This window comes from Saccharomonospora amisosensis, from assembly GCF_011761185.1.
In the GTDB taxonomy this organism is placed as follows: Bacteria; Actinomycetota; Actinomycetes; order Mycobacteriales; family Pseudonocardiaceae; genus Saccharomonospora_A; species Saccharomonospora_A amisosensis.
In genome coordinates this window covers 104,857-126,434 of the sequence record NZ_JAAOYM010000002.1, presented here as the reverse complement: position 1 = coordinate 126,434, position 21,578 = coordinate 104,857, and the positions used below count along the sequence as shown (strand labels likewise).

The window sequence follows — 21,578 nt, the reverse complement described above, 5'->3', positions numbered from 1 at the left end:
CACCCTCAACCGATCGAAGCCATCAGGCCCTGCACATAACTGAAGAATCCGGTGATGTACGCGGCGAACGGAATGAGCGCAAGAATAGCCACGACGTCGACGATGTCGGCGATCCGGCCCAGTTGCGGAGACGGGTTCTTCCTGCTGTATACCAACCCGGCGTAGGCGACCAGCATCGCGAGCAGGCCGATGCCGAGCAGGAACACACCCACACCCGCGTTGTCGTCGGCGCGGGTGGCCAGCCAGTAGGCAAGCAGCGCCGAAACCAGCATTCCGCCGACAAGCAACGGTATGCGCTGGCGGGGCACAGGGAAGATGCGCGCCCTCAGCAACAGCGCGACGGCCACCAGGCCAAGCATGATCAGCCAGGCGCCGCCGCCGTGTCCGAGCAGGTACAGCGAGGCGAACACACTCGCGACCGACAGCCCGAGCAGCAACCCCGACAGGACCTCGTCGGCGCGGGCCGCGGCGGCGAAGACGGCGGGCGTCGGCACAGGCTTGTCGTCCTCGAGCAGCTCCGCGGAGCGCTGCGGAAGTTCGGGCAGCGGAACCCGACCGAGCCGCACCGCGAGCATCGGGTAGCCAGGCAACAACGCGATTCCGACGGTCAGTACGAGTGCCGCCGCGCCGTCCGGACTGAGCGGGTTGCCGAACAACGCGCCGAGTGTGCCGAGCAGTCCGATGGTGATCGCGGCCATGAACACCCGGCCGACAGCCGCGATGCCCACGTAACCCACGATCCCGAACACCAGCAGCGAGATCGAACCGAGCAGCAGCCTCGGTGCCCCCATGCTGAACAGGTTCGCGTGATCCGGCGCGGTGAGCACCAGCCCGCCGAGAAAGGCGTAGACCAGCCCGGGACCTGCGAGCGCGGCGCCAGCCAGCGCGTCGGGAACCGTCCGCGCGACGACGACGCCCGCCGCCATCAGCACGGTCGCCGCGCCGAGCAGTACCAGACCGGGCACCAGCCAAGGTGGCCGGAACAGGAACGTGACCAGCGTCGCCAAGGCGAGAATCCCCACGACCACGGCGAGTCCGCAGCGCCGCGTCGCCGCGCGCCCCCAGCTGCGGCCGTAACGCCGGGCACCGCTGGCGATCGTCTCCATCAGATCGTCGTACTCGATCTCCGGCCATTCGACCTGCCCGGCAACGAGGTGCAGTACCTCGCCGTCGCGGACGCCCTGCGCGCCAAGGGTCTGCCTCGGGTCCAGCCGTTCACCTGTCGGACGGCTCAGCGCCCAGCCTCCGTGCCGCTCGCCGGCGTCCGCGGTTTCGTCACCGGCGTGCCGCAGAATGTAGGGAAGCAGTTCCGCGAGCGTGACGTCTTCGGGCAAGGCGACATCGATACCACGTTTCGGCGTGGAGATCGTCACCTTGGCCAGTTTCAGGCCCATCGCCGACGTCATGCCGCACACCTCCAACTGGGAACCCCGCCTCGACTGGCAGAGTAACAATGTGCACCACGGCAGTGGGTCACGATAAACCGCTCTCGGGAGGTTCGGCCTTGGCAACGATCATAGTCAAGCGGCCCATACGTAGGCCCGCGCCCGAACTGCCTTCCGGTGAAGTGGTTTTGGACCCGCCACCTGAGAACCCGCCCGTCACCGGAAAGAACTGGACAAGGGTCCTGATGATCCTGCCGATGCTGGCGGGCACCGCCGGTATGGGACTGCTGATCGGTGCGCGGTCGCCGGGGCCGATCATGTACGTAGCGGGCGGCCTTTACGGTGCCGCGGTTCTCGGGATGATCCTGTTCCAGATCATGAGCCAGGCCGGACAGGGGCCTGGCAAGCAGGAGATGATCCAGAACCGGCGGCAGTACATGCGCAAGCTGAGCCAGCTACGCGCACAGGTTCGAGACACCATCTCGCGCCAGCGTCAGGCCATGTTCTACCGCCACCCCGACCCCGACCGCCTCTGGTCAACGGCGCAGAGCGCGCGAGTGTGGGAACGCAGGCCGGGCGACTGGGACTTCACGATCATCCGAATCGGACTTGGTAGCCAGGAACTCGCAACGCCGCTGGTGCCGCCGGAGACCAAACCGGTCGACGAGCTGGAACCGCTTTGCGCGATGGCGTTGCGCAAGTTCGTGACGACCTACTCCACGGTGCCCGACCTGCCCGTGGCGGTGGCGCTTCGCGGGTTCTCCCGCATCTATGTCACCGGCGACACCGAACGGGGGCGCGGGCTCGCCAGGGCGATGCTCGCCCAACTCGGCACCTTCCACGCTCCTGGCGACGTGCTGGCCGCGTTCTGCGTGGGCCCGAGGGATCGGCAGGCATGGGACTGGGCGAAATGGATTCCGCACGCGCTGCATCCCGACAAGCACGATGCGGTGGGCCCCATCCGCCTCGTCGCGCCCAGCATCACCGCGATCGAGGCGATGCTCGACGACGTGCTCGCCAACCGGCCGAGGTTCAACCCCGCCACCCCGCCCGCGGACGGTTCCACACACGTCGTCGTGGTCCTCGACGGGGGTGACACGGCGGGCTCGGAACACCTCATGATCGAGGGCGGCGTCGAGGGAACCACGCTGATCGACCTGTCCGGCACACCACCAAGACTGCTGGACGCCACGACACTCGTGCTGGACATCGCCGCCGACGGGACCCTGCGGAGCAGGACGATGGACGGAGAGAGCACCGTCGGCAAGGCCGACTCGCTCGACCCGGCCGGAATGCTCGGCCTCGCGCGCACGCTCGCCCCGCTGCGGCTGTCCTCGGCCACCACCGCGGAACAACCGCTGGCCACTTCGCTGGAGCTGACCGACCTGCTCGGACTCGGCGACCCGTACGAGTTCGACCTCTCCGAAAGCTGGGCGAGGCGGTCGAATCGGGACCGGTTGCGGGTGCCGATCGGGGTGACCGCCGACGGCAGGCCGATGGAACTCGACCTGAAGGAGTCGGCACAGGACGGCATGGGGCCACACGGCCTGCTCGTCGGCGCGACCGGTTCCGGAAAGTCGGAGCTGCTGCGCACCCTGGTGCTGGCACTCGCCATCAGGCACGACTCGGAGATCCTCAACTTCGTGCTGGTGGACTTCAAGGGCGGCGCCACCTTCACCAAGCTCGACCGGATCCCGCACACCAGCGCGGTGATCACCAACCTTGCCGACGAGCTGCACCTGGTGGACCGCATGCTCGACGCCATCCAGGGTGAGCTGCTGCGTCGCCAGGAACTGTTGCGAAAGGCGGGCAACTACGGCTCCCAACGTGACTACGAAAAGGCCCGCACCGCGGGCGCGCCGCTGGAACCGCTACCCGCGCTACTGGTGATCGTTGACGAGTTCTCCGAACTGCTCACCGCTCGGCCCGACTTCATCGACATGTTCGTCCAGATCGGGCGGGTGGGCCGCTCACTGGGCGTGCATCTGCTGCTGGCGTCGCAACGGCTGGAGGAGGGCAGGCTCCGCGGCCTGGATTCACACCTGTCGTACCGGATCGGTTTGCGGACGTTCTCCGCCATGGAGAGCAGGGCCGCGATCGGCGCCCCCGACGCCTTCCAGTTGCCCCGCGCGCCCGGTAACGGCTTTCTGCGCGCGGGAACCGAGGATCTCGTCAGGTTCCGGGCGGCGTACGTGTCCGGCGTCCACCGGCGCGGCGCCAGCGCGGTACGCACCGACGACCAGGGCAGGCACATCGACCCGGTACAGGAGTACTCGACGCGCTACCTGCGGCCCCGCACCACCGAACAGCTCGAACCGACCCAGAGCCGCGACGACGAAGCCGAGGCTGGCGAGACCCTGCTCGACGTGCTGGTGGAGCGGATGGAGGGCAACGGCAGGCCCGCACACCAGGTGTGGCTGCCCCCGCTGGCCGAGCCGCCGACCCTGGACCAACTGCTGACGGCGCTGCGGACCGATTCCGAGCGCGGCCTGACGACCGAGGACCCGAACCTGTGGGGGGCGCTGACCGCGGCCGCGGGTGTCATCGACCGGCCTGCCGAACAGCGTAGGGACGTGTGCTGGCTTGAGCTGTCCGGCGCGGGCGGGAACCTGGTCGTCGTCGGCGGTCCGCACAGCGGCAAGAGCACGGTGATCCGCACGATCATGGGCAGCCTCGCGCTCACCCACACCCCGGCCGAGGTGCAGTTCTTCTGCCTGGATTTCGGTGGCGGCGGGCTGGCCTCGATGCGGGGACTTGCCCATGTCAGTGGCGTTTCGACCCGGCGCGACACCACCGAGGTGCGGCGCAGCGTCGCCGAGGCGTACAACCTGCTGCTGGAACGCGAGCAACGGTTCTCCGAGCACGGAATCGACAGCATGGCCACCTACCGCAAGCTGCTGCGGGAGGGCAAGTTTCCGGAGGACAACTTCGGCGACGTGTTCCTCGTCGTGGACGGTTGGGCCACGCTGCGTACCGAGTACGAGCAACTGGAGCCAACCGTCACCGAACTGGTCAACCGCGGCCTCGGCTTCGGCGTGCACGTCATAGCGGCCGCGAACCGGTGGATGGACCTGCGCATGAACGTGCGAGACATGTTCGGCAGCAAGCTGGAGCTGCGGCTCGGTGATCCGGTGGACTCGGTGTTCGGCAGGCGGCAGGCGGCGGCCGTGCCGGAGCAGGCACCCGGCAGGGGTCTTTCGCCGGACGGCGCGCAGTTCCTGGCCGGCGTGCCGCGAGTGGACGGCCGCTGCACCGATGCCGAGCTCTCGGAAGGCATCAAGCAGTTGATCGACTCGATCAACGCCGGATGGACCGGTCCTGCCGCGCAACGCGTGCGGCTGCTGCCGACCGACCTGCCGTACTCCGAGCTTCCTCCCGCCGACGAGGGCCCCGGTATCCCGGTCGGCATCGCCGAAACCGACCTGCAGCCCGTCTACCTCGACTTCGAGGCGGAACCTCATCTGCTGCTGTTCGGCGATGTGGAGTCGGGCAAGAGCAACTTCCTGCGCGCGCTCGCCACCGGCATCATGGGGCGCTACACGCCGGAGCAGGCCCAGATCGCGGTCGTGGATTTCCGGCGCAGCCTGCTGGGGCTGATTCCCGACGAGTACCTCATCGGATACGCGACGGCGACGAAAACCGTGCAGGAGATGGTCCACGTCACGATCGACGCGATGACCAAACGCCTGCCAGGAGGCGACATCACTCCCGAGCAACTGCGTAACCGCAGTTGGTGGAGTGGCCCGGAACTGTTCATCCTCGTCGACGACCTCGACCTGGTGGCCCCGAACTCGCACAGCAACCCGCTGGCACCGCTGCTTGAGTTCATGACGCAAGGCCGCGACATCGGCCTGCACCTTGTGGTGACCCGGCGCTCAGGTGGCGCGGGCCGCGCGTTGTTCGATCCGGTGGTCTCGCGCATCCGCGATCTGGCCTCACCGGGAATCCTGATGTCCGGCAACCGTGAGGAGGGGCCGCTCATCGGCAACCGGAGGCCGGGACCGCTCCCGACGGGCCGGGGCTGGCTCATTACCCGTTCCCAGGGGGAACTGCTCGTGCAGTTCGCGCATCTACCTCAACAGGAGTGAAGCAGGTTCGACCAAGCCGGGGGGTTGACCCGTGGTGGTTAGCTGGATGACGCGGGCAGCGTCGCCGCTGCCTTCCGGGGCTTGGTCCATCGAACTGTCCACTCGAACTGTCCAGTCGAACACGTCCACAGTGCAGACGGAGGAAGCCATGGGGGAGCCACCCTACTCGGGACCTGTCGCGGCGGCATGGACCTACGATGGCAACGCCGTGATCGACGCGGATTCCAGCACGTTTCGGGGTTATGCCACCAATGTCGCGGCGATCGGGACCAACCTGCAGGACGACATGATGGGCCCGGTTATGCTCGTGAACGGTGGCGGCAAGGACGTCTCACTGAGCACGGGCGGCTTCCCGGAAGGCTCCTACTGCGACCAGCTCACCTCGCGCAACGCGAGCGAGATAGTGGCGTTCATCCAGGACCTGCGGCAGAACCTGACGGCCATCCCCTCGTGCGCGCACATCCTCGCCGACCTGTACGAGAACACCGACAACGCCAGCGGTGCGACGCTGGACGCGGTGAACTGGGCCTTCGCGGTGCCGGGGGCCGACAAACCCGCGAACCTTCCGCAGTATCTCGCCGAAGGCAAGACCATCGAGCAAGCGATGTCGGAAAGCGGCGCGGCTGACATCAACCCGAACGACGACGTGCTCATCTCGACGAAGAGCTACGGCCCGGTGACGATCTACGAGTACCGGACGGCCAGCGGGGGAACGCGGAAGGTCACGCACCATCCTGGTGGCACAACTGAGGTGGGCTACGACAAGAAGGGCAACACCGTCTACGAGGTCACGACGGATCTCAACGGCGACTCGGTGACCACCAGCTACGACGACGAAGGCGAGAAGGTCAGCACCACCACCAAGGAGTCAACGGAAGTAATCAGGGGCGGCACGACTCACTCGCAGGTGACGACCACGGCCGTGGACGCCAACGGCAACGAGACCACCACGACCCGCCACATCGTGACCACGAAACACGAGGACGGCACCGAAAGCCGTGAGTACTACACCCTCACGGAGAAGAAGGACGAGGACGGCAAGGTGACGACGGAGCGCACCGACGAGCGCTACATCCCCCGGCAACCGCCCGCGGTGACGACCGACGACTGGATGCGGCAGACCGACGACGCGTTGCAGCGCGCCACCATGCGCACGGGGCTGTGAGCCACCGTGGGCGAATCCGATCTCTACTTCGGCTACGGCATCTCCTACCTGCGCCAACTGTCGCACGGTGGTGGCTACGTCCCGTACGTGCCGTCAGCGGTCATGTACTACACGACGGAGTGGGAACGGCAGCAAGAGGCAGAGACCGGCAAGAAGCCCCAGTCCGGCCCACCTCCGGAGACTCCCGATCCGAAATCCGACGCCGCCGACGGCATCACGATCGACCAGGTCAAGATGCAGATCATGGGCGAGCAGCCGGGCACCACATTGGAACGAGCCGGTGTGTGGTCGAACATCGCCTCGATGCTGTTCTACGTCAAGAACGAGCTCTACAACCAGACCCTCGACCTGGAAGCCAAGTGGGAGTCACCGGAGGCCAAGGACGCCTTCCTGCGACAGGTCGGTGAGACAATGGCATACGCGCAGGTCTGGAGTGAGGCGGCGGAGGCCAACGCCGAGGCGCTTTACAACCTGTCCGCCGAGATGACAATCGCACAGTCCAAGATGCGCGACCTGTGGGCGGAGTATCACCGGGAGCTGGGTGAATCCGCGGAAGCCCACCTGGCCACGGGCCCCATGAGGGGACTGAAGGGCGACCAGCGCAAGATGATGATCGAGTACTACAAGACGCTCGACAATCTCACCGAAGTGGGCAGGACGAAAGACGAGTACAACCAGAAGGCCCGCGAACTGGCCAGCGAGACCGCGAACGCCTACGCGCCGGTAATCCAGAAGCTCCAGATGGGTCGGGCGAAGATGCTCGACCCGCTCAACGCGGTGTTGCATCCCAGCGCGAACGGTGGTCCGCTCCCTCCGGCCTCTCCCGGAGCCCCGGGTGCCCCGGGCGCCCCGGGCGCTCCGGGCGCGCCAGGAACATTCGCCCAGAACGCACCGGCCTTCAGCGGCGACACTCCCGCGACTCCCGGTGGTGGGAGCTCACCACCGGGCGCACCGACGGCGCCCCCGGCACCGAACGCTCCAGCGGTGCCGAACGCACCGGTGCCACCGTCACCCCCGCAGGTGCCGCCAGTGGGCGCGGGTGGGTCTGGCATGTTTGGCGTGCCGTTGGCCCCGGTACTCGGCCCAGGTGCGCCCAGAACGCCGGGGTCGCTGCGCACCGCCCCCGGCCTGGGTCTGGGTCCTGGCACACCGTCCAAAGTCCCCGTTCTGCCCCCTGGCGGTCCGGGAGCCCCGGCGACGCCACCTGCCGCGCCCGGCCAAGCTCCCGGGATACCCGCCATGCCGGGTAACGGCGGCTACCCGCCGGGCACGATCCCGCCACCGCCCTCGACCACCCCTCCGGGCAAACCACCGCAGCAGCGGCAGCAAGGCAAGATCATCGGATCATCGACACCGGGGCTGGCTGGTTCCACTCCACCCGTCCCGCCGCCCGGCAGCACACCCGCGCATCGCGCCAAGGAACCGGCCGCGCCGACGCTGCCGGTGCAGCACCCTGAGATTCCAGAAGCCTTCCGCCCCCCGCCACCCGCCACACCGTCCGTGCTGGACAATCGTGTCGCCAACCGCAGGCGTAGCAAAGCGATCAGCACCGATGCGGCAGCCGCGGCGGCGACAAGCCGCACCACTCCTGGTGCCGTACCCCCGCTGCTGGCGAATCCGCGAGTGCAACAGTCAACCGAAGGCGTGCGGCCACCCAGCACCTCGCAACGCCGCGGCAAGTCCTACCGAAAGCTCTCCGAGTTCGAGACGGGCGTGGCCGAGGGCACCTCGCCGGTGTTCGAGGGCAGGGTCGGGCCTGTACGGGTCGAAACCGCGGAGCCTGCCGGCGACGTCCCCGTCGAACTGCGTGGCGCCTCTGCTGCCGCGGCGGAAGAACACGACCGCCAGGCTCGGCCGCAGGCGTACGCGGACCGGACGACTCGCTCCGTCGTGCAGGGCGAGCACACGGGTCCGGCGGTGACGAAGCCGACCTGGGAGGTGCGTACACCCGGTGGGCCGGTGGTCTCGTCGGCCACGAAGGAATCGAAGTACCGCCCGGAACAGGTTTCCGCCATCGAGGGCAGGCACTGACGGACGGTCGACAAGCGACGGCTATCGGCAGCGAGTTCGTTCGGTAGCTGTCGCTCGGGTGTGCCCGCACCGTTGGCCAGTTGGCGATGGTGCGGGCAAAACGGTATTGCTCACTTGCCGCCAGGAATGGTTGGTGGGCACCGACGGGGTGTCACCACAGCGCGAAGTGGACTGTTACGCAAAAGAAGCCCGGCTCGAGGGCCGGGCAGCGTATTGGCACAAGGAACGCAAAGGCAGTGTCCAAAAGCTTCCGTGCCACGCCAAGTGGTAGCTGCCCGCCCGCCTACCGAGGGGCGGGCGGGCAGCTACCAGGAGCAGTCTTCTAGAACTGGCGCGCACCTGAGGCATCACCGCAGCGGCAGCGATCCGAAGGCAAGCCGCGGGTAGGTTTCTCGTCGTTCGTTACGCCGCGTGTCGCTTGTGGTCCTTCGCGACCGGCGTGGCGGAGTCAGTACGCCTGCGCTGCAACCCGGCGGCGAGCTTCGACAGCCTGCGTCGGCTCCTGCCGCGCTGTTTCGCGGAATGCGTCCGCGGCCTGCCCAACTGCGGTACCGCCAGCTCCTGCGACCTGCGCTGCGCGCACGCCTGGCAAGGTCGTTCGGCGGAAGTGATCAGGCCGGAATCGTGGTCGACAACGGTGTCCAGAACCCAGCCATCGGCTCCGCCGCAGACGTCGCAACAGTCTCGCTTCTTGACCATGAGTATTCGCTCATCCCGTACTCCCCCTCCTGCCACGTTCACACTTTGATTGAGTCTTTCCGACTTCGCTGACGAAGACAGAGCACGGCGCGTGGTCTGCCTTACCCCAAACCCGCAGCTCATCCACTCGACAACCGCGAGGTGAGGGGAAGCTACTGTTCGACTACGGGAGCCGCTGTCTGCGTACGGACGGCCGGCCACGGCGGCGCAGTAGGAAGAACAGCCCCGCCCCGGCGGCAGCGGCCCCCACCAGCCCGCCTGCGACGACCCAACCCAGCATCGACGGTGAAGTCTGAGCCGGGCTGCTGGTCAGCACACCAGCTCGTGCCTTGCCGGCGTCACCGCCGAGCCGTGTGCCGCCGTGGCCGAACGGGCCGACGCCACCCGAGTCCGGCGAGTCTGATTTGTAGCGGGGCCCTTGCTCCGGATCGCCGCCGACTGTCAGCTCGATGTGGACAGGCACCGGATGCGCGGTGCCGTCGTCCTCGTGCGGTGGGCTGACCTTGACCGCGATGTAGTACCAACCCGCGACGCTCTGGCTGCGCGCGCTGCGCGTGTCGGCGGTGCGGTTGTTGTACCGCACAGGGACCGTGGCGATCGAAGGATCATGCGTCGGCAGCGCGTTGGCAGAGCCGGTGTAGGCGGTGCCGTCCCAGTCGATCTGCTCGCGCGACGGTGCGTACAGCGTCGTGGAGATGTTGGACAGGTTCGGCAAGCCCCGGCCCGGTGTCTGCCCGAACCGCACCCGGTAGGCCAGGCCCTGCCCCCAGTCGAGCTTGACGCGGTAGAACAGGAACTCGCCACGTTGCACCGTGTCGGTGTAACTTCCTGACCCGGCTAGGACACCAGCGACGTTGAACGAGCCACCTCCGGTCACCGGAACGCTGCGACCGGAAGGCTCGACGAACTCCACCTTCGGTCGCACCGCGGTGGGACCGGTGTCGGCCGCCGCGGGCTCCACGCCGACGAGCAGTTCCATTGGCAGGCGCTCGGGGACACCCGAGGCCACCCGGGACCACTCGACGGCGAAGTAATAACGCCCACCGCCCTTGCAGCGATCGCCCCGCTCGCTTCCGGTCTCCGGTTCGGCGGCACCCCGCCACGTCGTCGCCACCGTCAGGGCGACACCGTCGCTTGACCGGGTCGCCTGCTCGGTCTCGAACTCGTAACAGTCCTCGCCGTCGGTGCCGTAGGTGCGAAGCCGCAACGAGCTGAAGTCCTCGGTCACCGAGATGCCCCGCAGCCGGGGAAACGACACCGTGGCACTGAAGTAGGCCGTGGCACCTTCCGGCACGTCCACCGCGTAGAACCGCCGTTCCCGCTGCCCGATCGTGTCGAGGTACTGGCCTGGCCCTGCCACCGGCGCGGAGTCGTACGCGTGCGAGCCCGCTATGGGCACGCCCGCGGGCTCGTAGTTGCGAAGCGCGGTCGCCGTCACCCTCGGCAGGACCTCTTCCAACGTCCTCGCGTCCGGAGCGTCGGTATAGGTTCCACCTGTGGTGTGCGCCACACACGTCAACTGGGAGCGAGCCTGCTGTTCCACGGCGAACCCAACCGTGTGCACGACCAGGTCGATGCCTTCAGCGGTCAGTTCCTTGACGACTTCGCAGGGCTGCGGCGGTGCGCAGGTGTCCTCCCCATCGGAGACCAACACGATCGCGCGCGGCCCCTGCTCGGGCAATCGCTCGGCGGCCACCCGCAGGGCCTTGCCGATCGGCGTGTACCCGCGTGGCGTCAACCCGTCCACCGCATCGGCCATCACCGACTTGTCGATCGGTTCCGGCTCACGCAGGACGAGCACGTCCTGGCACCCCTTGGTGCGCTCGGCTTCGGAGTTGCCCGTGGCCGTGCCGTATACGGCGAGCCCAACCCGGGAACCGGCCGGTGCCGCATCCACCACCGCATGCACGGCTTGCTTGGCCGCGTCCATCTTCACAACCCCAGCCGCGTCAGCCTCGGCCATCGAGCCCGACGCGTCGAGCACGAGCATCGTGGGCGCGTACCGCGAACCCGGCTCTGCCGGCTGCCCGAGGGCAACCGGTGTCCCGAGCGAGCACAACAACAGGGCCGACACCAGTACGCCCGCCGATCTGTTCAGCTTCACCGTCCGACCCACTCCATCCCCGATCGTCCTTCGCTGGCGACTCGGCTTTGGATGGTCACATTGGTCATACGGTTCCCACACGCGAAGTCTGGTCCGGAGAAGTCACAGCGTGCAGACTGGCGCAAGCGGCTGCGATCCCGCCGACAACCGCCCCATGCCGTGGCAGGGGTGAGGCACTGGTGGCGCGGCTCGACATTCGGCAAGAAGCGAACTAGTACGGGCAAAACAGGACTTGATCAAAGAGGTGCGGTTTTGACACCAGCCACGCGGACACTCGGAGCTATCGTTGGCACGTGGTTAGCGCCTCGCCTTCGATGACGACCCGACCGCCGCGATCCGGCGGGAACGGCTACCCGCCCGACGCGCAGACGGCAGAACAACGTCCCCGTACCACCCAAGGCCAGTGGTTCAAGCCGAGACGGGAACCAGGGCGGCTCGGCGTGGTCAGTGTGGTACGCCTGCTGGCACTCGAAGTAGTCCTCGGCACCGTCTTCTTCGTGGTACTCCAGGAACTGTGGGCCATGCTGCTTGGCGGGACGCTCGGCCTGCTCGCCGTCGTCGCGATGTTCGGCCGGTCAAACGGTCGATGGTGGAGCGAAAGCCTCGGACTGTGGCTGCGCTACAAGCTGCGCGCGGGAAGGTCGGGGTCGCAGGCGGGTGACCCGCGGGTCGCGGCGCTGTGCGAACTCACGCCCGAGCTGGTTATCGAGGACATCGACGACTCTGGCGACGGCGAGCTGGGTATGGGAAGCGACGGCGCGGGCTGGTTCGCTGTGCTGGAGATCGCCCTGACCGAGGACGGACCGATGCCACCGGTGCCACTGGCTCCGCTCGCGGCCATCGCCGACGAAGCGGAACAGGCAGGCGTGGTGATCCAGGTCGTTTCCCACAGAACCGCCGCGCGCGACAACGCGATGTGGGTCGCGGTCCGGCTGGACGCCAACGCGGTCGCCCAGTCCGTGATCGACCAGCCCAGCAGCCAGGTGGACGTCCCCGTGGTGCTCGCTGAACTCACGCACCGGGTCGAGCGGCTGCTGCACAAGCACGACCTGCGGGCGAGGCCATTGCGTGCCGACGAACTGACCGATGCGCTCGTCCGCTCCTGCGACCTGCTGCCGAACCAGCTCACCCAGGTCCGCGAGGACTGGGACTGCTGGCACTCCACACGCCTGGCACACGGCTGCTACTGGCTACGGACATGGCCGGACCCGGAACGCAACGTACGGCTGTTCGCCACACTGCTGGAACTGCCGGCGGCGCTGATCAGCATCTCGTTCCTGATCGAACCGTCCTTCCACGGCACCACGCTTCGCTGCCTGGTACGGCTGGCCGCCGCACGCGACCACTACCAGGCGCTGTGTGCCAACGCGGAACGTATAGTCGGCTGGACCGGTGCTCAACTGACCAGGTTGGACGGCCAGCACGCCCCGGCCGTCTACGCCTCAGCGCCAAGCGGAGGAGGTGCCCGGTGAACTGGCAGCATCAGCAGCAGCGTGTGCAGCCCTATCCCGCCACACCGCAACCACAGCAGCCAACCGCGGCGGTCGCGCCGCCGCCCCCACCGCAACAGCAGCAGCAACCGCAGCCGCCCACTCCCGCACCGGCGCAACCGGCCGTACTCGGCGCGCCGCAACCGCCCCCGTCACAGCAGCGACAGCAGGCCGGACCGGCCGCCCAGCCCGAGGCAGGAACGGAAGCGGGATACGGCTACGCCTCGGCGACAACCGCGGAGGTGGTGCGGCCACAGGCGCTGGCGGTAGCCGCCCCCGCAGGCGCTCCACCCAGCGCACCCGGCGGCGCTGGCCCTACCCAGAGCCCGCCGGCGTCCGATCGCGGCCATCGCGACTGGCGAGTCCGCAGGCACCGGGCGATCCCGCGACTGCGGATCGGCACCCACTACGCCCCGGACCACGCGTTGGATCAGCTGCAACTCACCGGCGCCTCGTTCGGCTTCCGGTTGGGCCGCAACCAATCAGGACTGCCGGCGGCGCTCAGCCTGTTCCAGCCGGTACCGATAACGGCCTGCCTCATCGGCGGCGCGTGGGTGGCGAAGCTGGTCGCGTTTCGCGCGCTGAGGCTGGGTGCTCGGGTGGTGGTCTCATCGGTCGAGCCAGACGGTTGGGCCGACCTCGGGAGGGCAGCGACAGGCCGCGCCGACCGTGTCGTAGTGCTCGCCGCCGACATGGCCGCCGACGTGACTGCCTCGGCGAGCAGGCCGGTGCTGCGGCTGCACGACGCACCCCACCCGCCCGCGAACGAGACACCGGCACCATGGCGAACACAGCTGACCGTGCTGCGTCAGTTGATCCCGCCCCACGGTCCCATGCTGGCCCAGGCGGACCTGGTGGTCGCGCAGCGGCTCACTCCCAACGAGACCTCCGTCGCCGCTGCTGCACTTCGACTTCCACCTGCCATGGCGAGGCAGTTGTCGGGGCTCCGCGACGACATGGTGGCGACGCTGACGGGCACCGCACAGGAGTTCGTCTGGCTCGAACCGACCGAGCCAGAACGGACCCGGCTCGGTCGACCGAGCCGGTCCTGATTCGCGCTACAGGTCTCCCATGTACGGGACGGCGTGCCCGGCCTCGCCGCTGATCCACTCCCTCAGTGCTCGGGTGGCCAGCACGTCGTCCTCGTTGTAGCGCAGCAACCGTTCCCGCTGGCCGAGGTCGGGTTCGGCGCCGTCCATGCCGACCGCGTCGCGATACCACCGCATCGACGCCTCACCGCTGGCCTCCGGGTCGCGCCACCGAAAACCCGCCGCGGGCGCGACGACCTTCAGTCCCTTGCCGTGCGAGCACAGGAACTGGTCGGTGACGCTACGAAAGAGGTCAACCCACTCGTCGGACTCCACGAACTCACGCATCTCCTCCCGCGTGGGAACGCCGTCCATGTCGCCGAACCGCTCGATGGAGGAGAACAGCCAGCGATTCTCGGCAAGCGCGTTGTAGCAGTACGCCCGGAAGGTCAGTCCTTCGGCCGCGGTCCTTGCCCGCACGTCGGAAAGCCACGCCCAGAACCGGGCGAACGAACGCCCCTCGTCCGGGGTCGGCAGCGGGTCCCACGTGGCGAAGGCGCGGTAGCCGGGCCGCACACCGATGTCGGCGCCGCTGAGCAGGCAACCCCACAGGTAGGCGCCGGAGTCACCGAAACTCTCCATGTCGATGTCGACCTCGACGTCGGCCCTCGGCACGGTCACCTCGCTGACCTTGCGCACGACGGTGAGATCGGCGAGCCACGCGCGCGCCAGCGCGACCGCGTCGGTGAAGCTCGTGCCGGTCCACTGGATCGGTGACTCCTCCGCCGGATTCAGCGCCGCCAGCTTGTCCACCGTTGAGACGCCCGCGTTGCGCAACTCAACCGCGTCCTCCCCACGAACGACGAGGCTGACGTCACGGGTCTGGGTGAGCTGCGATTCGCACACCGGCCACCACTGGCAGCGCCTGCACTCCAGCACCCGTGACGGCTCGGTGAGTGACTCCCGCCTGGTCGCGGCCGCCCGTGCCACAGCGAGACGGTCGATGAAACGCTCGTCGTACTCGGTCAGTGCCGTGCGCCCGCCCGGCCAGGTGGTCGCGTCGAGGTCGTGCCACAGCACCACGTCGGCATCGAGCCCGATGACACCGCCGATGGCCCGCTGCGGCTCGGCCACCCCCGCCGCCTCCAGCAGCCGCCGCACGTGCGCCAGCCGAAGCTGGTCACGTGGCTGGGAACGCACCTTGCGCGCGGGGTCGACCGCGGCGCGCTCCGGGTCCAGGTCCGGCAGCTCGGCGGTGCGCGCGCCGTCGCCGGGATCGGTGATGCGGTGACGCACCACAAGCACCGGCACGTAGCCGTTCGGCGTGCGCACCAGCAACTCGGCGCCACCCCACCTGCCTCCGGCGCGGTCGGGAGGCAACAACCCGCCCCACAGGTAGCTCACACCCTCCCGCAAGGCGGACAGAGTCAGTTCGACCCGTTCGCTGTGGGGAAGCTCCCTTGGCACGACAGCCCAACTGCCCGGGGTGCTTTCCCGCAGCCGTTGCGCGATCTCCACCCGGTGTGCCCAAGCGTCGGCGATGCGCTGCTCGGCGGCCGGATCGGGCGGCGCGAGCCGCGCGTCACGCATGGTCGGGTCATGGTCGAGGTGCACTCGCCTGCGGCAGCACGTGACGACTCCCGCGTCGAGCAACACCTCATCAGCCATGTATTCACTGTATGAGAAAGCACCGACACGTTGCCGATGTGCCCGCTTCGGAGGCGCCAAGTAAGTTGGCGGCAGTCACACGCAGCGTGAGGAGGGCGGTCGCGATGGGGCGCAGATCACACCGGTCAGGCAAAGCCGAGCAGGAGCCGGGGCTCACGCCGAGGAAGGCCCGCAACGCGGTGCGCGTCGCCAAGGTCGTACTGCCTGCCGCCGTGCCGGTACTTGCGCCTGCCGCGCTGAAGGCCGCCGGCGCCGCGAGGGAGGCCTACGACCGCTACCAGGCACGACGCATGGGGGTCGGGGTCGAGCGGCTGTCGGAATTCTCCGGCCGAGGCGGTGCGCTGCTCGCCCGACTCGCGGGCGCCGCCGAAGGGCTCAGCGCGCTGCGGCGGTCACCGCAAGCCAGTGAAGACGATCTCGCGTTCGCCGAGCGCTCCGGCGGGACCCTTGAACAGCTCACGGCGTCCGTACGGGCAGCGGAGCGGATGCCCGCGACCCGCAGGAGGGCCGCTCACAAGGCGGTTGCCTCGGAGTTGGAGAGGATCGAGGAGCAGCTGCTTCATCGCCTCGGTGTCTGAGGAGGCCGCCGCTCGCCGTGCTCAGCCGGCACCGGAGGTGGTGATGAAGCCCTTGCCCACCATCCAGTCCCTCGCCACCTTCGCCGGGTCCCTTCCGTCGACATCGACCTGCTTGTTCAGCTCGATGATCTCCTCGTTGTTCAACGCGGCCGAGACCGGCGCCAGCACGTCGGCGATGCGCGGATGCTCGGCGATAAACTCCGCGCGCAGCGTGACCGAGGCGTTGTACTGCGGGAAGAACCGCTTGTCGTCGGCGAGCACCCGCAGGTTCAACCCAGCGATGCGGCCGTCGGTGGTGAACACCTCGCCGAAGTTGCACGTCCCGTTGTCCACAGCGGCATAGATCGCCCCGGTGCCGAACGTCTTGGTGGTTGTGACGGGAAAGCCGTAGGTCTTGCGCACGCCTGGCATCCCGTCCGGCCTGCTGGCGAACTCGGTCTCCACGCAGAACACGGCCTCCTCCGGGTGCTGCTTCAGGAACTCGGTCATGTCCGTGGTGGTGCGCAGCTCGTGTTCGCGTGCGAACTCCTCGGTGGTCGCGAAGGCATAGGTGTTGTTCACCCGCGAGTACGGCAACCACACGATCCCGTTTCGCTCAAGGTCGGCCTTGCGCACCGCCTCGTACTGCCCGCGCTCGGTCGGCACCGGCTCGTCGTAACCGAGGTAGGAGAGCCAGCCGGTGCCGGTGTACTCCCACTGCAGGTCGATCTGGCCGTCCAGCAGCGCGTAGCGGGCGCTGTTGGAGCCGTTGATGTTGGTCAGGTCGATGGCGTCGGCGCCCGCGGCCTCCAGCGCCAGCTCGGCGATGTAGCCGAGGATGACCTGCTCGGTGAAGTCCTTCGAGCCCACCGTCACCTCGACGCCCTCCAACTGCGGAACCGGTTTGATGGAACCGGGACCGACGGAGAACGGCAGCGCGGCGTTGACGTTGAGGCCGCACGCGCTGGTGACCAGCAGCAGTACCGCCCCGGCGAGTGCGCTCGCCGCGCGCTTCATGACAGCCCCCTCGGTCCGAGGAACTCCTCGAGCACCGCACCCAGCCAGTCCACGATCAGCGCGAGCCCGACGGCGAGCACCGCGCCGACGACGAGGACGGGCACGCGGTTCAGCTTGTACCCGGTGTCGATCAGCTCGCCGAGCCCGCCGCCGTTGACGAAGAACGCCAGGGTCGCCGTGCCGACGGCGAGCACGAGTGCCGTCCGCAGCCCGGCCAGGATCATCGGCACCGCGAGCGGAACCTCGATGCGCAGCAGCACACCCGTCGACGACATGCCGATACCCCTGCCCGCGTCCACCAGTGCCGGATCGACCGAGTCGATACCGACGATCGTGTTGCGCAGCACCGGTAGCAACGAGTAGAAGGCGATCGGCAGGGCCGCCGCCCACAACCCTTCCCACTCGCTCCACAGGAAGAACAGCACGAGCACCCCGAGTGCGGGCGCGGCCTGCCCGATGTTGGCGATCCCGATGAACAGCGGCGCCAACGGTCTCGCCCACCGCCGGGTCAGCACCATCCCTAGCGGCACGGCGAGTGCCACCACGATCACGGTCACCACCGCGGTGATCGCCAGGTGCTCCCAGGTCTTGGTCAGCAGCACGTCGGCATTGATCGACTCGGCTTCGATGGCGTCGTTGCTTCGGCTGAAGGCCCAGGTCAACACGCCACCGGCGACGAGGATCACGACCGAGGGCTGGACCAGCAACCGGAGTCGCTCGGTTCGCCGCGAGCCGGACTCCGTCGAGAACCCCAACGCCTCCCGCGTTCCGGTGACGGTCACGACGCGGCGCCTTCGGAGTCGAGGTGTTCCTCACGCAGTTGCCGCACGGTGTCGGTGACGGTTGTGATGTCGATCGTGCCGACGTACTCGCCCCTTGCGCCGGTGACCACGGCGTTGCCGCCCTCCGCGAGGATCGCCTCGAGCGCGTCCTGCAGGGTCGAGCGGGTGCTCACCGGGTCGCCAACCGGCCTGCCGGCGTCGGTGAGCGAACGCGCGGTGGTCAGGTCGCGCACGTGGACCCAGCGCAGTGGCCTCCGCCTGGCATCGAGCACCAGCGCGTAGGTTCTGCCCTCCTCGATCATGCGCTGCCGCAGTGCTTGCGGTGTCACCTCACCGGCGACCACGGCGAGCGCGTCGTCGCTGTAGGTGACGTCGCGCACCCGCAGCAGGGTGAGTTGCTTGAGCGAGGCACCAGCGCCGACGAAGCCCGCGACCATGTCGTTGGCCGGGTTGGCCAGGATCGCCTCAGGGGTGTCGTACTGCTGGATGGTCGAGGCGTCCCCGAGCACGGCGATCTTGTCGCCGAGCTTCACGGCCTCGTCGAAATCGTGGGTGACGAAGACGATGGTCTTGCGCAGCTCGTCCTGCAGCCGCAGCAGCTCGTCCTGCAGGTTTCCGCGCGTGATCGGGTCCACCGCACCGAACGGCTCGTCCATCAGCAGCACGGGCGGGTCGGCCGCGAGGGCTCGCGCCACACCGACGCGCTGTTGCTGGCCTCCGGAGAGCTGGCGTGGGTAGCGATCGCGGTACTGGGCGGGGTCGAGTCCGACCAGATCCAGCAGTTCGTCGACCCGCTCCCGGATGCGGCTTGTGTCCCACCGCAGCAGGCCGGGGACAACGCCGATGTTCTGCGCCACCGTGAAGTGCGGGAACAGCCCGGCCTGCTGGATCGCGTAGCCGATCTTGCGGCGCAGCTTGTCCGGGTCGAGTTCGAGCGCGTCCTCCCCGCCGATCGTGATCCGTCCCGACGTCGGCTCGATCAACCGGTTGATCATCCGCATCGTGGTTGTCTTGCCGCAGCCGGACGGCCCGACGAGGATGACGATCTTGCCTGCCGGGATGGTCATGGTGAAGTCCTTCACCGCGGGTTCCCTGCTGCCCGGGTAGCGCTTGGTGACCCTGTCCAACTGGATCTCGACACCACTTACGTTGTCAGCCACGGATACCCCTCGAGACGGTGAGTCGGGCGATGATGAAGTAGCCGCCCTCCAACAACAGGGCCAGCATCACGACGCCGACCGTTCCGGCGAGCGCCTGGTTGGTCGCGTTCGCACTGCCCGCCCTGGTGAGGCCGGAGAAAACCTCGTTGCCGAGCCCGGGACCCTTCGCATAGGCCGCGATCACCGCGATGCCCATCAGCAACTGGGTCGCAACCCGCATCCCCGCCAGGATCGCCGGCCACGCCAACCGCAGCTCGACCTTGGTGAGTACGCCGAAGCGGCTCATTCCGATACCCCGCGCGGCGTCGGTGATGGCGGGGTCGACCCCGGCGAGGCCGACGATGGTGTTGCGAGTGATCGGCAGCAGCGCGTACAGCACCAGCGCGATCACCGTCGGCGTCGCACCGAGCCCCACCACAGGGATGAGCAGGCCGAGCAACGCGAACGAGGGGATGGTGAGGATCGTGCTGGCCAGCGCGGTCGCGATGGCGGAACCCGCGGGGCTTCGATAGACCGCCACCCCTATCAGCACGCCAATGACCGCGGCCAGCAGGGTGGACTGCACCACCTCACTCACGTGCAGCCAGGCCTGCAACGAGAGCCGATCCCAGCGATCGGCGACGTATTCGAGGAGGTTCACCTGGCGCGACCCCGCACACTCCTGCGACGCGGTGGAGTCGCCCCACCGGTTCGTTCGGCGTGGATCTCCGCAAGCGAGCGCATCATCTCGTCCTCCCGGATCATCAGTGGATCGTGCCGCAGGTCGCGCCACAGCGACACGCACAACGCGATCATGACCGCCACGAACGGCACGGCGACCAGGATCGTCAGGTTCTGCAGGCCGGTGAGCGCGTTCCCACCACCGACGAGCAGCATCACCGCGGCTACCGCGCCCATCAGCACACCCCAGAACACGACGACGCCGCGACCCGGTTCCACCGAGCCTCGCTGCGACAGCGTGCCCATCACCACCGAGGCGGCGTCGGCGCCGGAGACGAAAAAGATCGACACCAGCAGCATGACGATCACCGCGATCGGCAGGAACAGCGGAAAGGTTTCCAGCAGCGTGAAGGTCGCAGCCTCCGAACCACCCGCGCCCGCGATGTCGGTGCCCGACCGCTGCCGGTCTATTGCGGCACCGCCGAAGATGGCGAACCAGCCGAGGCTGACCACGCTCGGCACCGCGATCACACCGAAAATGAACTGCCGGATGGTACGTCCCCGTGAGATGCGAGCGATGAACATGCCGACGAACGGTGTCCAGGAGATCCACCAGGCCCAGTAGAAGACCGTCCAGCCGGCCAGCCACTCCCGCATCTCCTCACCGCCGGTGACGCCGGTGCGGCCCGACATCTCGGCGAACTCGCGGAAGTAGTCGCCGATGGCGCTCGGAACGAGATTGAGGATCAGCACGGTCGGGCCGACAACCAGCACGAATACCGCGAGCAGCGCGGCGAGCACCATGTTGATGTTGGACAGCCACTGGATGCCCCTTGCCACGCCGGAAACGGCGGAGGCGACGAAGGCGACGGTCAGCACAGCGATGATCGCGACGAGCAGGCCGGTGCCCGGGTTGTCGAGCCACCCCACGGCCGCGAGCCCGCCGCCGACCTGCAACGCGCCGAGACCGAGCGACGCAGCCGACCCGAAGAGGGTCGCGAAGATCGCCATGATGTCGATCGCCTTGCCGAGCGGGCCGTTGCTGCGCCGGGCACCGATGAGCGGTTCGAACACCGCGCTGATCAACTGGCCGCGCCGCCTTCGGAACGTGCTGTAGGCGATGGCGAGCCCGACGACGGCGTAGATGGCCCACGGGTGCACGGTCCAGTGGAACAACGTCGTGGCCATGGCCGTGTGCACTGCCTCGTCCGAGCCCGGTGCCGCGGAGCCGGGCGGCGGGTTGGTGAGGTGAGTCACCGGTTCGTAAACCCCGAAGAACATCAGGCCGATGCCCATCCCGGCGCTGAACATCATCGCCACCCACGACGAGGTGCGAAACTCCGGTCTCTCGTCGTCGCGGCCAAGCGGAATGCGGCCGTACCTGCTGACCGCCAGCAGTAGAGCGAACAGCACGAAACCGCTTGCCGTCAGTACGAACAGCCAGCCGCCATAGGGGATCACCGCGTCGTTGAGCAGGCTGTCGGCGAACGAGGCGAGCGTCGCGGGGGAAGAGGCACCCCACGCGATCACGAGCACGGCGAGTGCCGCTGCCACGCCGAACACCACCCGGTCGATCCCGGTTTCCCGATGGGGTCGGTCGCCGTGCCCTGTTGCGGCGTCCGGCGTGCCCGCGCCGGTCGCCTCTGGCGGGTTCGAATGCGGCCCCAGCGTGCTCGGCGCGTCGGTTCCGTCGTGTTGTTCGGACATACGGGCGCGCTGTGAGCGCGGCCTCCTTCCCTCACCT

Annotated in this window: 15 protein-coding genes; 6 read left to right on the top strand and 9 right to left on the bottom strand. The window is 68.2% G+C overall.

Annotation, left to right across the window (positions count from 1 at the left end; all coding sequences use genetic code 11):
- Positions 1-5 precede the first annotated feature (5 nt).
- Positions 6-1,406, bottom strand: a complete 1,401-nt coding sequence (gene eccD, locus FHU38_RS23955) for a type VII secretion integral membrane protein EccD (protein WP_167176651.1) — start codon at positions 1,404-1,406, stop codon at positions 6-8.
- 98 nt (positions 1,407-1,504) lie between these two features.
- On the opposite strand from eccD, the gene eccCa reads away from it, so the two are divergent.
- From eccCa to FHU38_RS23940, 3 genes are all read left to right on the top strand, one after another.
- The gene (gene eccCa, locus FHU38_RS23950) at positions 1,505-5,473 is read left to right on the top strand and encodes a type VII secretion protein EccCa (RefSeq protein WP_167176649.1); all 3,969 of its coding nucleotides are present in this window, start codon (positions 1,505-1,507) and stop codon (positions 5,471-5,473) included.
- Positions 5,474-5,621: 148 nt separating this feature from the next.
- Positions 5,622-6,638, top strand: a complete 1,017-nt coding sequence (locus FHU38_RS23945) for a hypothetical protein (protein WP_167176648.1) — start codon at positions 5,622-5,624, stop codon at positions 6,636-6,638.
- A gap of 6 nt (positions 6,639-6,644) precedes the next feature.
- Entirely contained in the window at positions 6,645-8,669 is a 2,025-nt protein-coding gene (locus tag FHU38_RS23940) for a hypothetical protein (RefSeq protein ID WP_167176646.1), read from the top strand.
- A gap of 402 nt (positions 8,670-9,071) precedes the next feature.
- On the opposite strand, the gene FHU38_RS23935 is transcribed toward FHU38_RS23940, so the two are convergent.
- Positions 9,072-9,404, bottom strand: a complete 333-nt coding sequence (locus tag FHU38_RS23935) for a hypothetical protein (RefSeq protein WP_167176463.1) — start codon at positions 9,402-9,404, stop codon at positions 9,072-9,074.
- 127 nt (positions 9,405-9,531) lie between these two features.
- Positions 9,532-11,472: a vWA domain-containing protein gene (locus FHU38_RS23930; protein WP_208416921.1), complete on the bottom strand. Its 1,941-nt coding sequence runs from the start codon at positions 11,470-11,472 to the stop codon at positions 9,532-9,534.
- 314 nt (positions 11,473-11,786) lie between these two features.
- Here FHU38_RS23930 and FHU38_RS23925 point away from each other — a divergent pair, with 314 nt between their 5' ends.
- Entirely contained in the window at positions 11,787-12,944 is a 1,158-nt protein-coding gene (locus FHU38_RS23925; RefSeq protein WP_243852756.1) for a type VII secretion protein EccE, read from the top strand.
- Complete coding sequence (locus tag FHU38_RS23920; RefSeq protein ID WP_167176461.1) at positions 12,941-14,014, top strand: hypothetical protein; 1,074 nt, start codon at positions 12,941-12,943, stop codon at positions 14,012-14,014. The genes FHU38_RS23925 and FHU38_RS23920 overlap by 4 nt, the downstream gene beginning before the upstream one ends.
- A 6-nt stretch (positions 14,015-14,020) precedes the next feature.
- Here the strand turns inward: FHU38_RS23920 and FHU38_RS23915 are convergent, their stop codons facing one another.
- A complete protein-coding gene (locus tag FHU38_RS23915; protein WP_167176644.1) occupies positions 14,021-15,658 on the bottom strand; it encodes a TM0106 family RecB-like putative nuclease in 1,638 nt (545 codons plus the stop codon).
- Between the two features lie 104 nt (positions 15,659-15,762).
- Here FHU38_RS23915 and FHU38_RS23910 point away from each other — a divergent pair, with 104 nt between their 5' ends.
- Positions 15,763-16,236: a DUF6474 family protein gene (locus tag FHU38_RS23910; RefSeq protein WP_167176642.1), complete on the top strand. Its 474-nt coding sequence runs from the start codon at positions 15,763-15,765 to the stop codon at positions 16,234-16,236.
- A 21-nt stretch (positions 16,237-16,257) separates the two neighbouring features.
- Here FHU38_RS23910 and FHU38_RS23905 read toward each other — a convergent pair whose 3' ends face one another.
- The 5 genes from FHU38_RS23905 to FHU38_RS23885 are packed head-to-tail and all read right to left on the bottom strand — an operon-like array spanning position 16,258 to position 21,541.
- Positions 16,258-17,232 carry a glycine betaine ABC transporter substrate-binding protein gene (locus FHU38_RS23905; RefSeq protein ID WP_167176640.1) on the bottom strand — a complete coding sequence of 325 codons (975 nt, stop codon included), beginning with the start codon at positions 17,230-17,232 and terminating at the stop codon, positions 16,258-16,260.
- Complete coding sequence (locus tag FHU38_RS23900) at positions 17,229-18,014, bottom strand: ABC transporter permease (protein ID WP_313886894.1); 786 nt, start codon at positions 18,012-18,014, stop codon at positions 17,229-17,231. Before FHU38_RS23900 ends, FHU38_RS23905 begins: the two co-directional genes overlap by 4 nt.
- Positions 18,011-19,174 carry an ABC transporter ATP-binding protein gene (locus FHU38_RS23895; protein WP_167176638.1) on the bottom strand — a complete coding sequence of 388 codons (1,164 nt, stop codon included), beginning with the start codon at positions 19,172-19,174 and terminating at the stop codon, positions 18,011-18,013. The genes FHU38_RS23900 and FHU38_RS23895 overlap by 4 nt, the downstream gene beginning before the upstream one ends.
- Positions 19,167-19,814, bottom strand: a complete 648-nt coding sequence (locus FHU38_RS23890) for an ABC transporter permease (protein ID WP_167176636.1) — start codon at positions 19,812-19,814, stop codon at positions 19,167-19,169. The genes FHU38_RS23895 and FHU38_RS23890 overlap by 8 nt, the downstream gene beginning before the upstream one ends.
- Positions 19,811-21,541 carry a BCCT family transporter gene (locus FHU38_RS23885; protein WP_208416920.1) on the bottom strand — a complete coding sequence of 577 codons (1,731 nt, stop codon included), beginning with the start codon at positions 21,539-21,541 and terminating at the stop codon, positions 19,811-19,813. The genes FHU38_RS23890 and FHU38_RS23885 overlap by 4 nt, the downstream gene beginning before the upstream one ends.
- Positions 21,542-21,578: the final 37 nt, after the last annotated feature.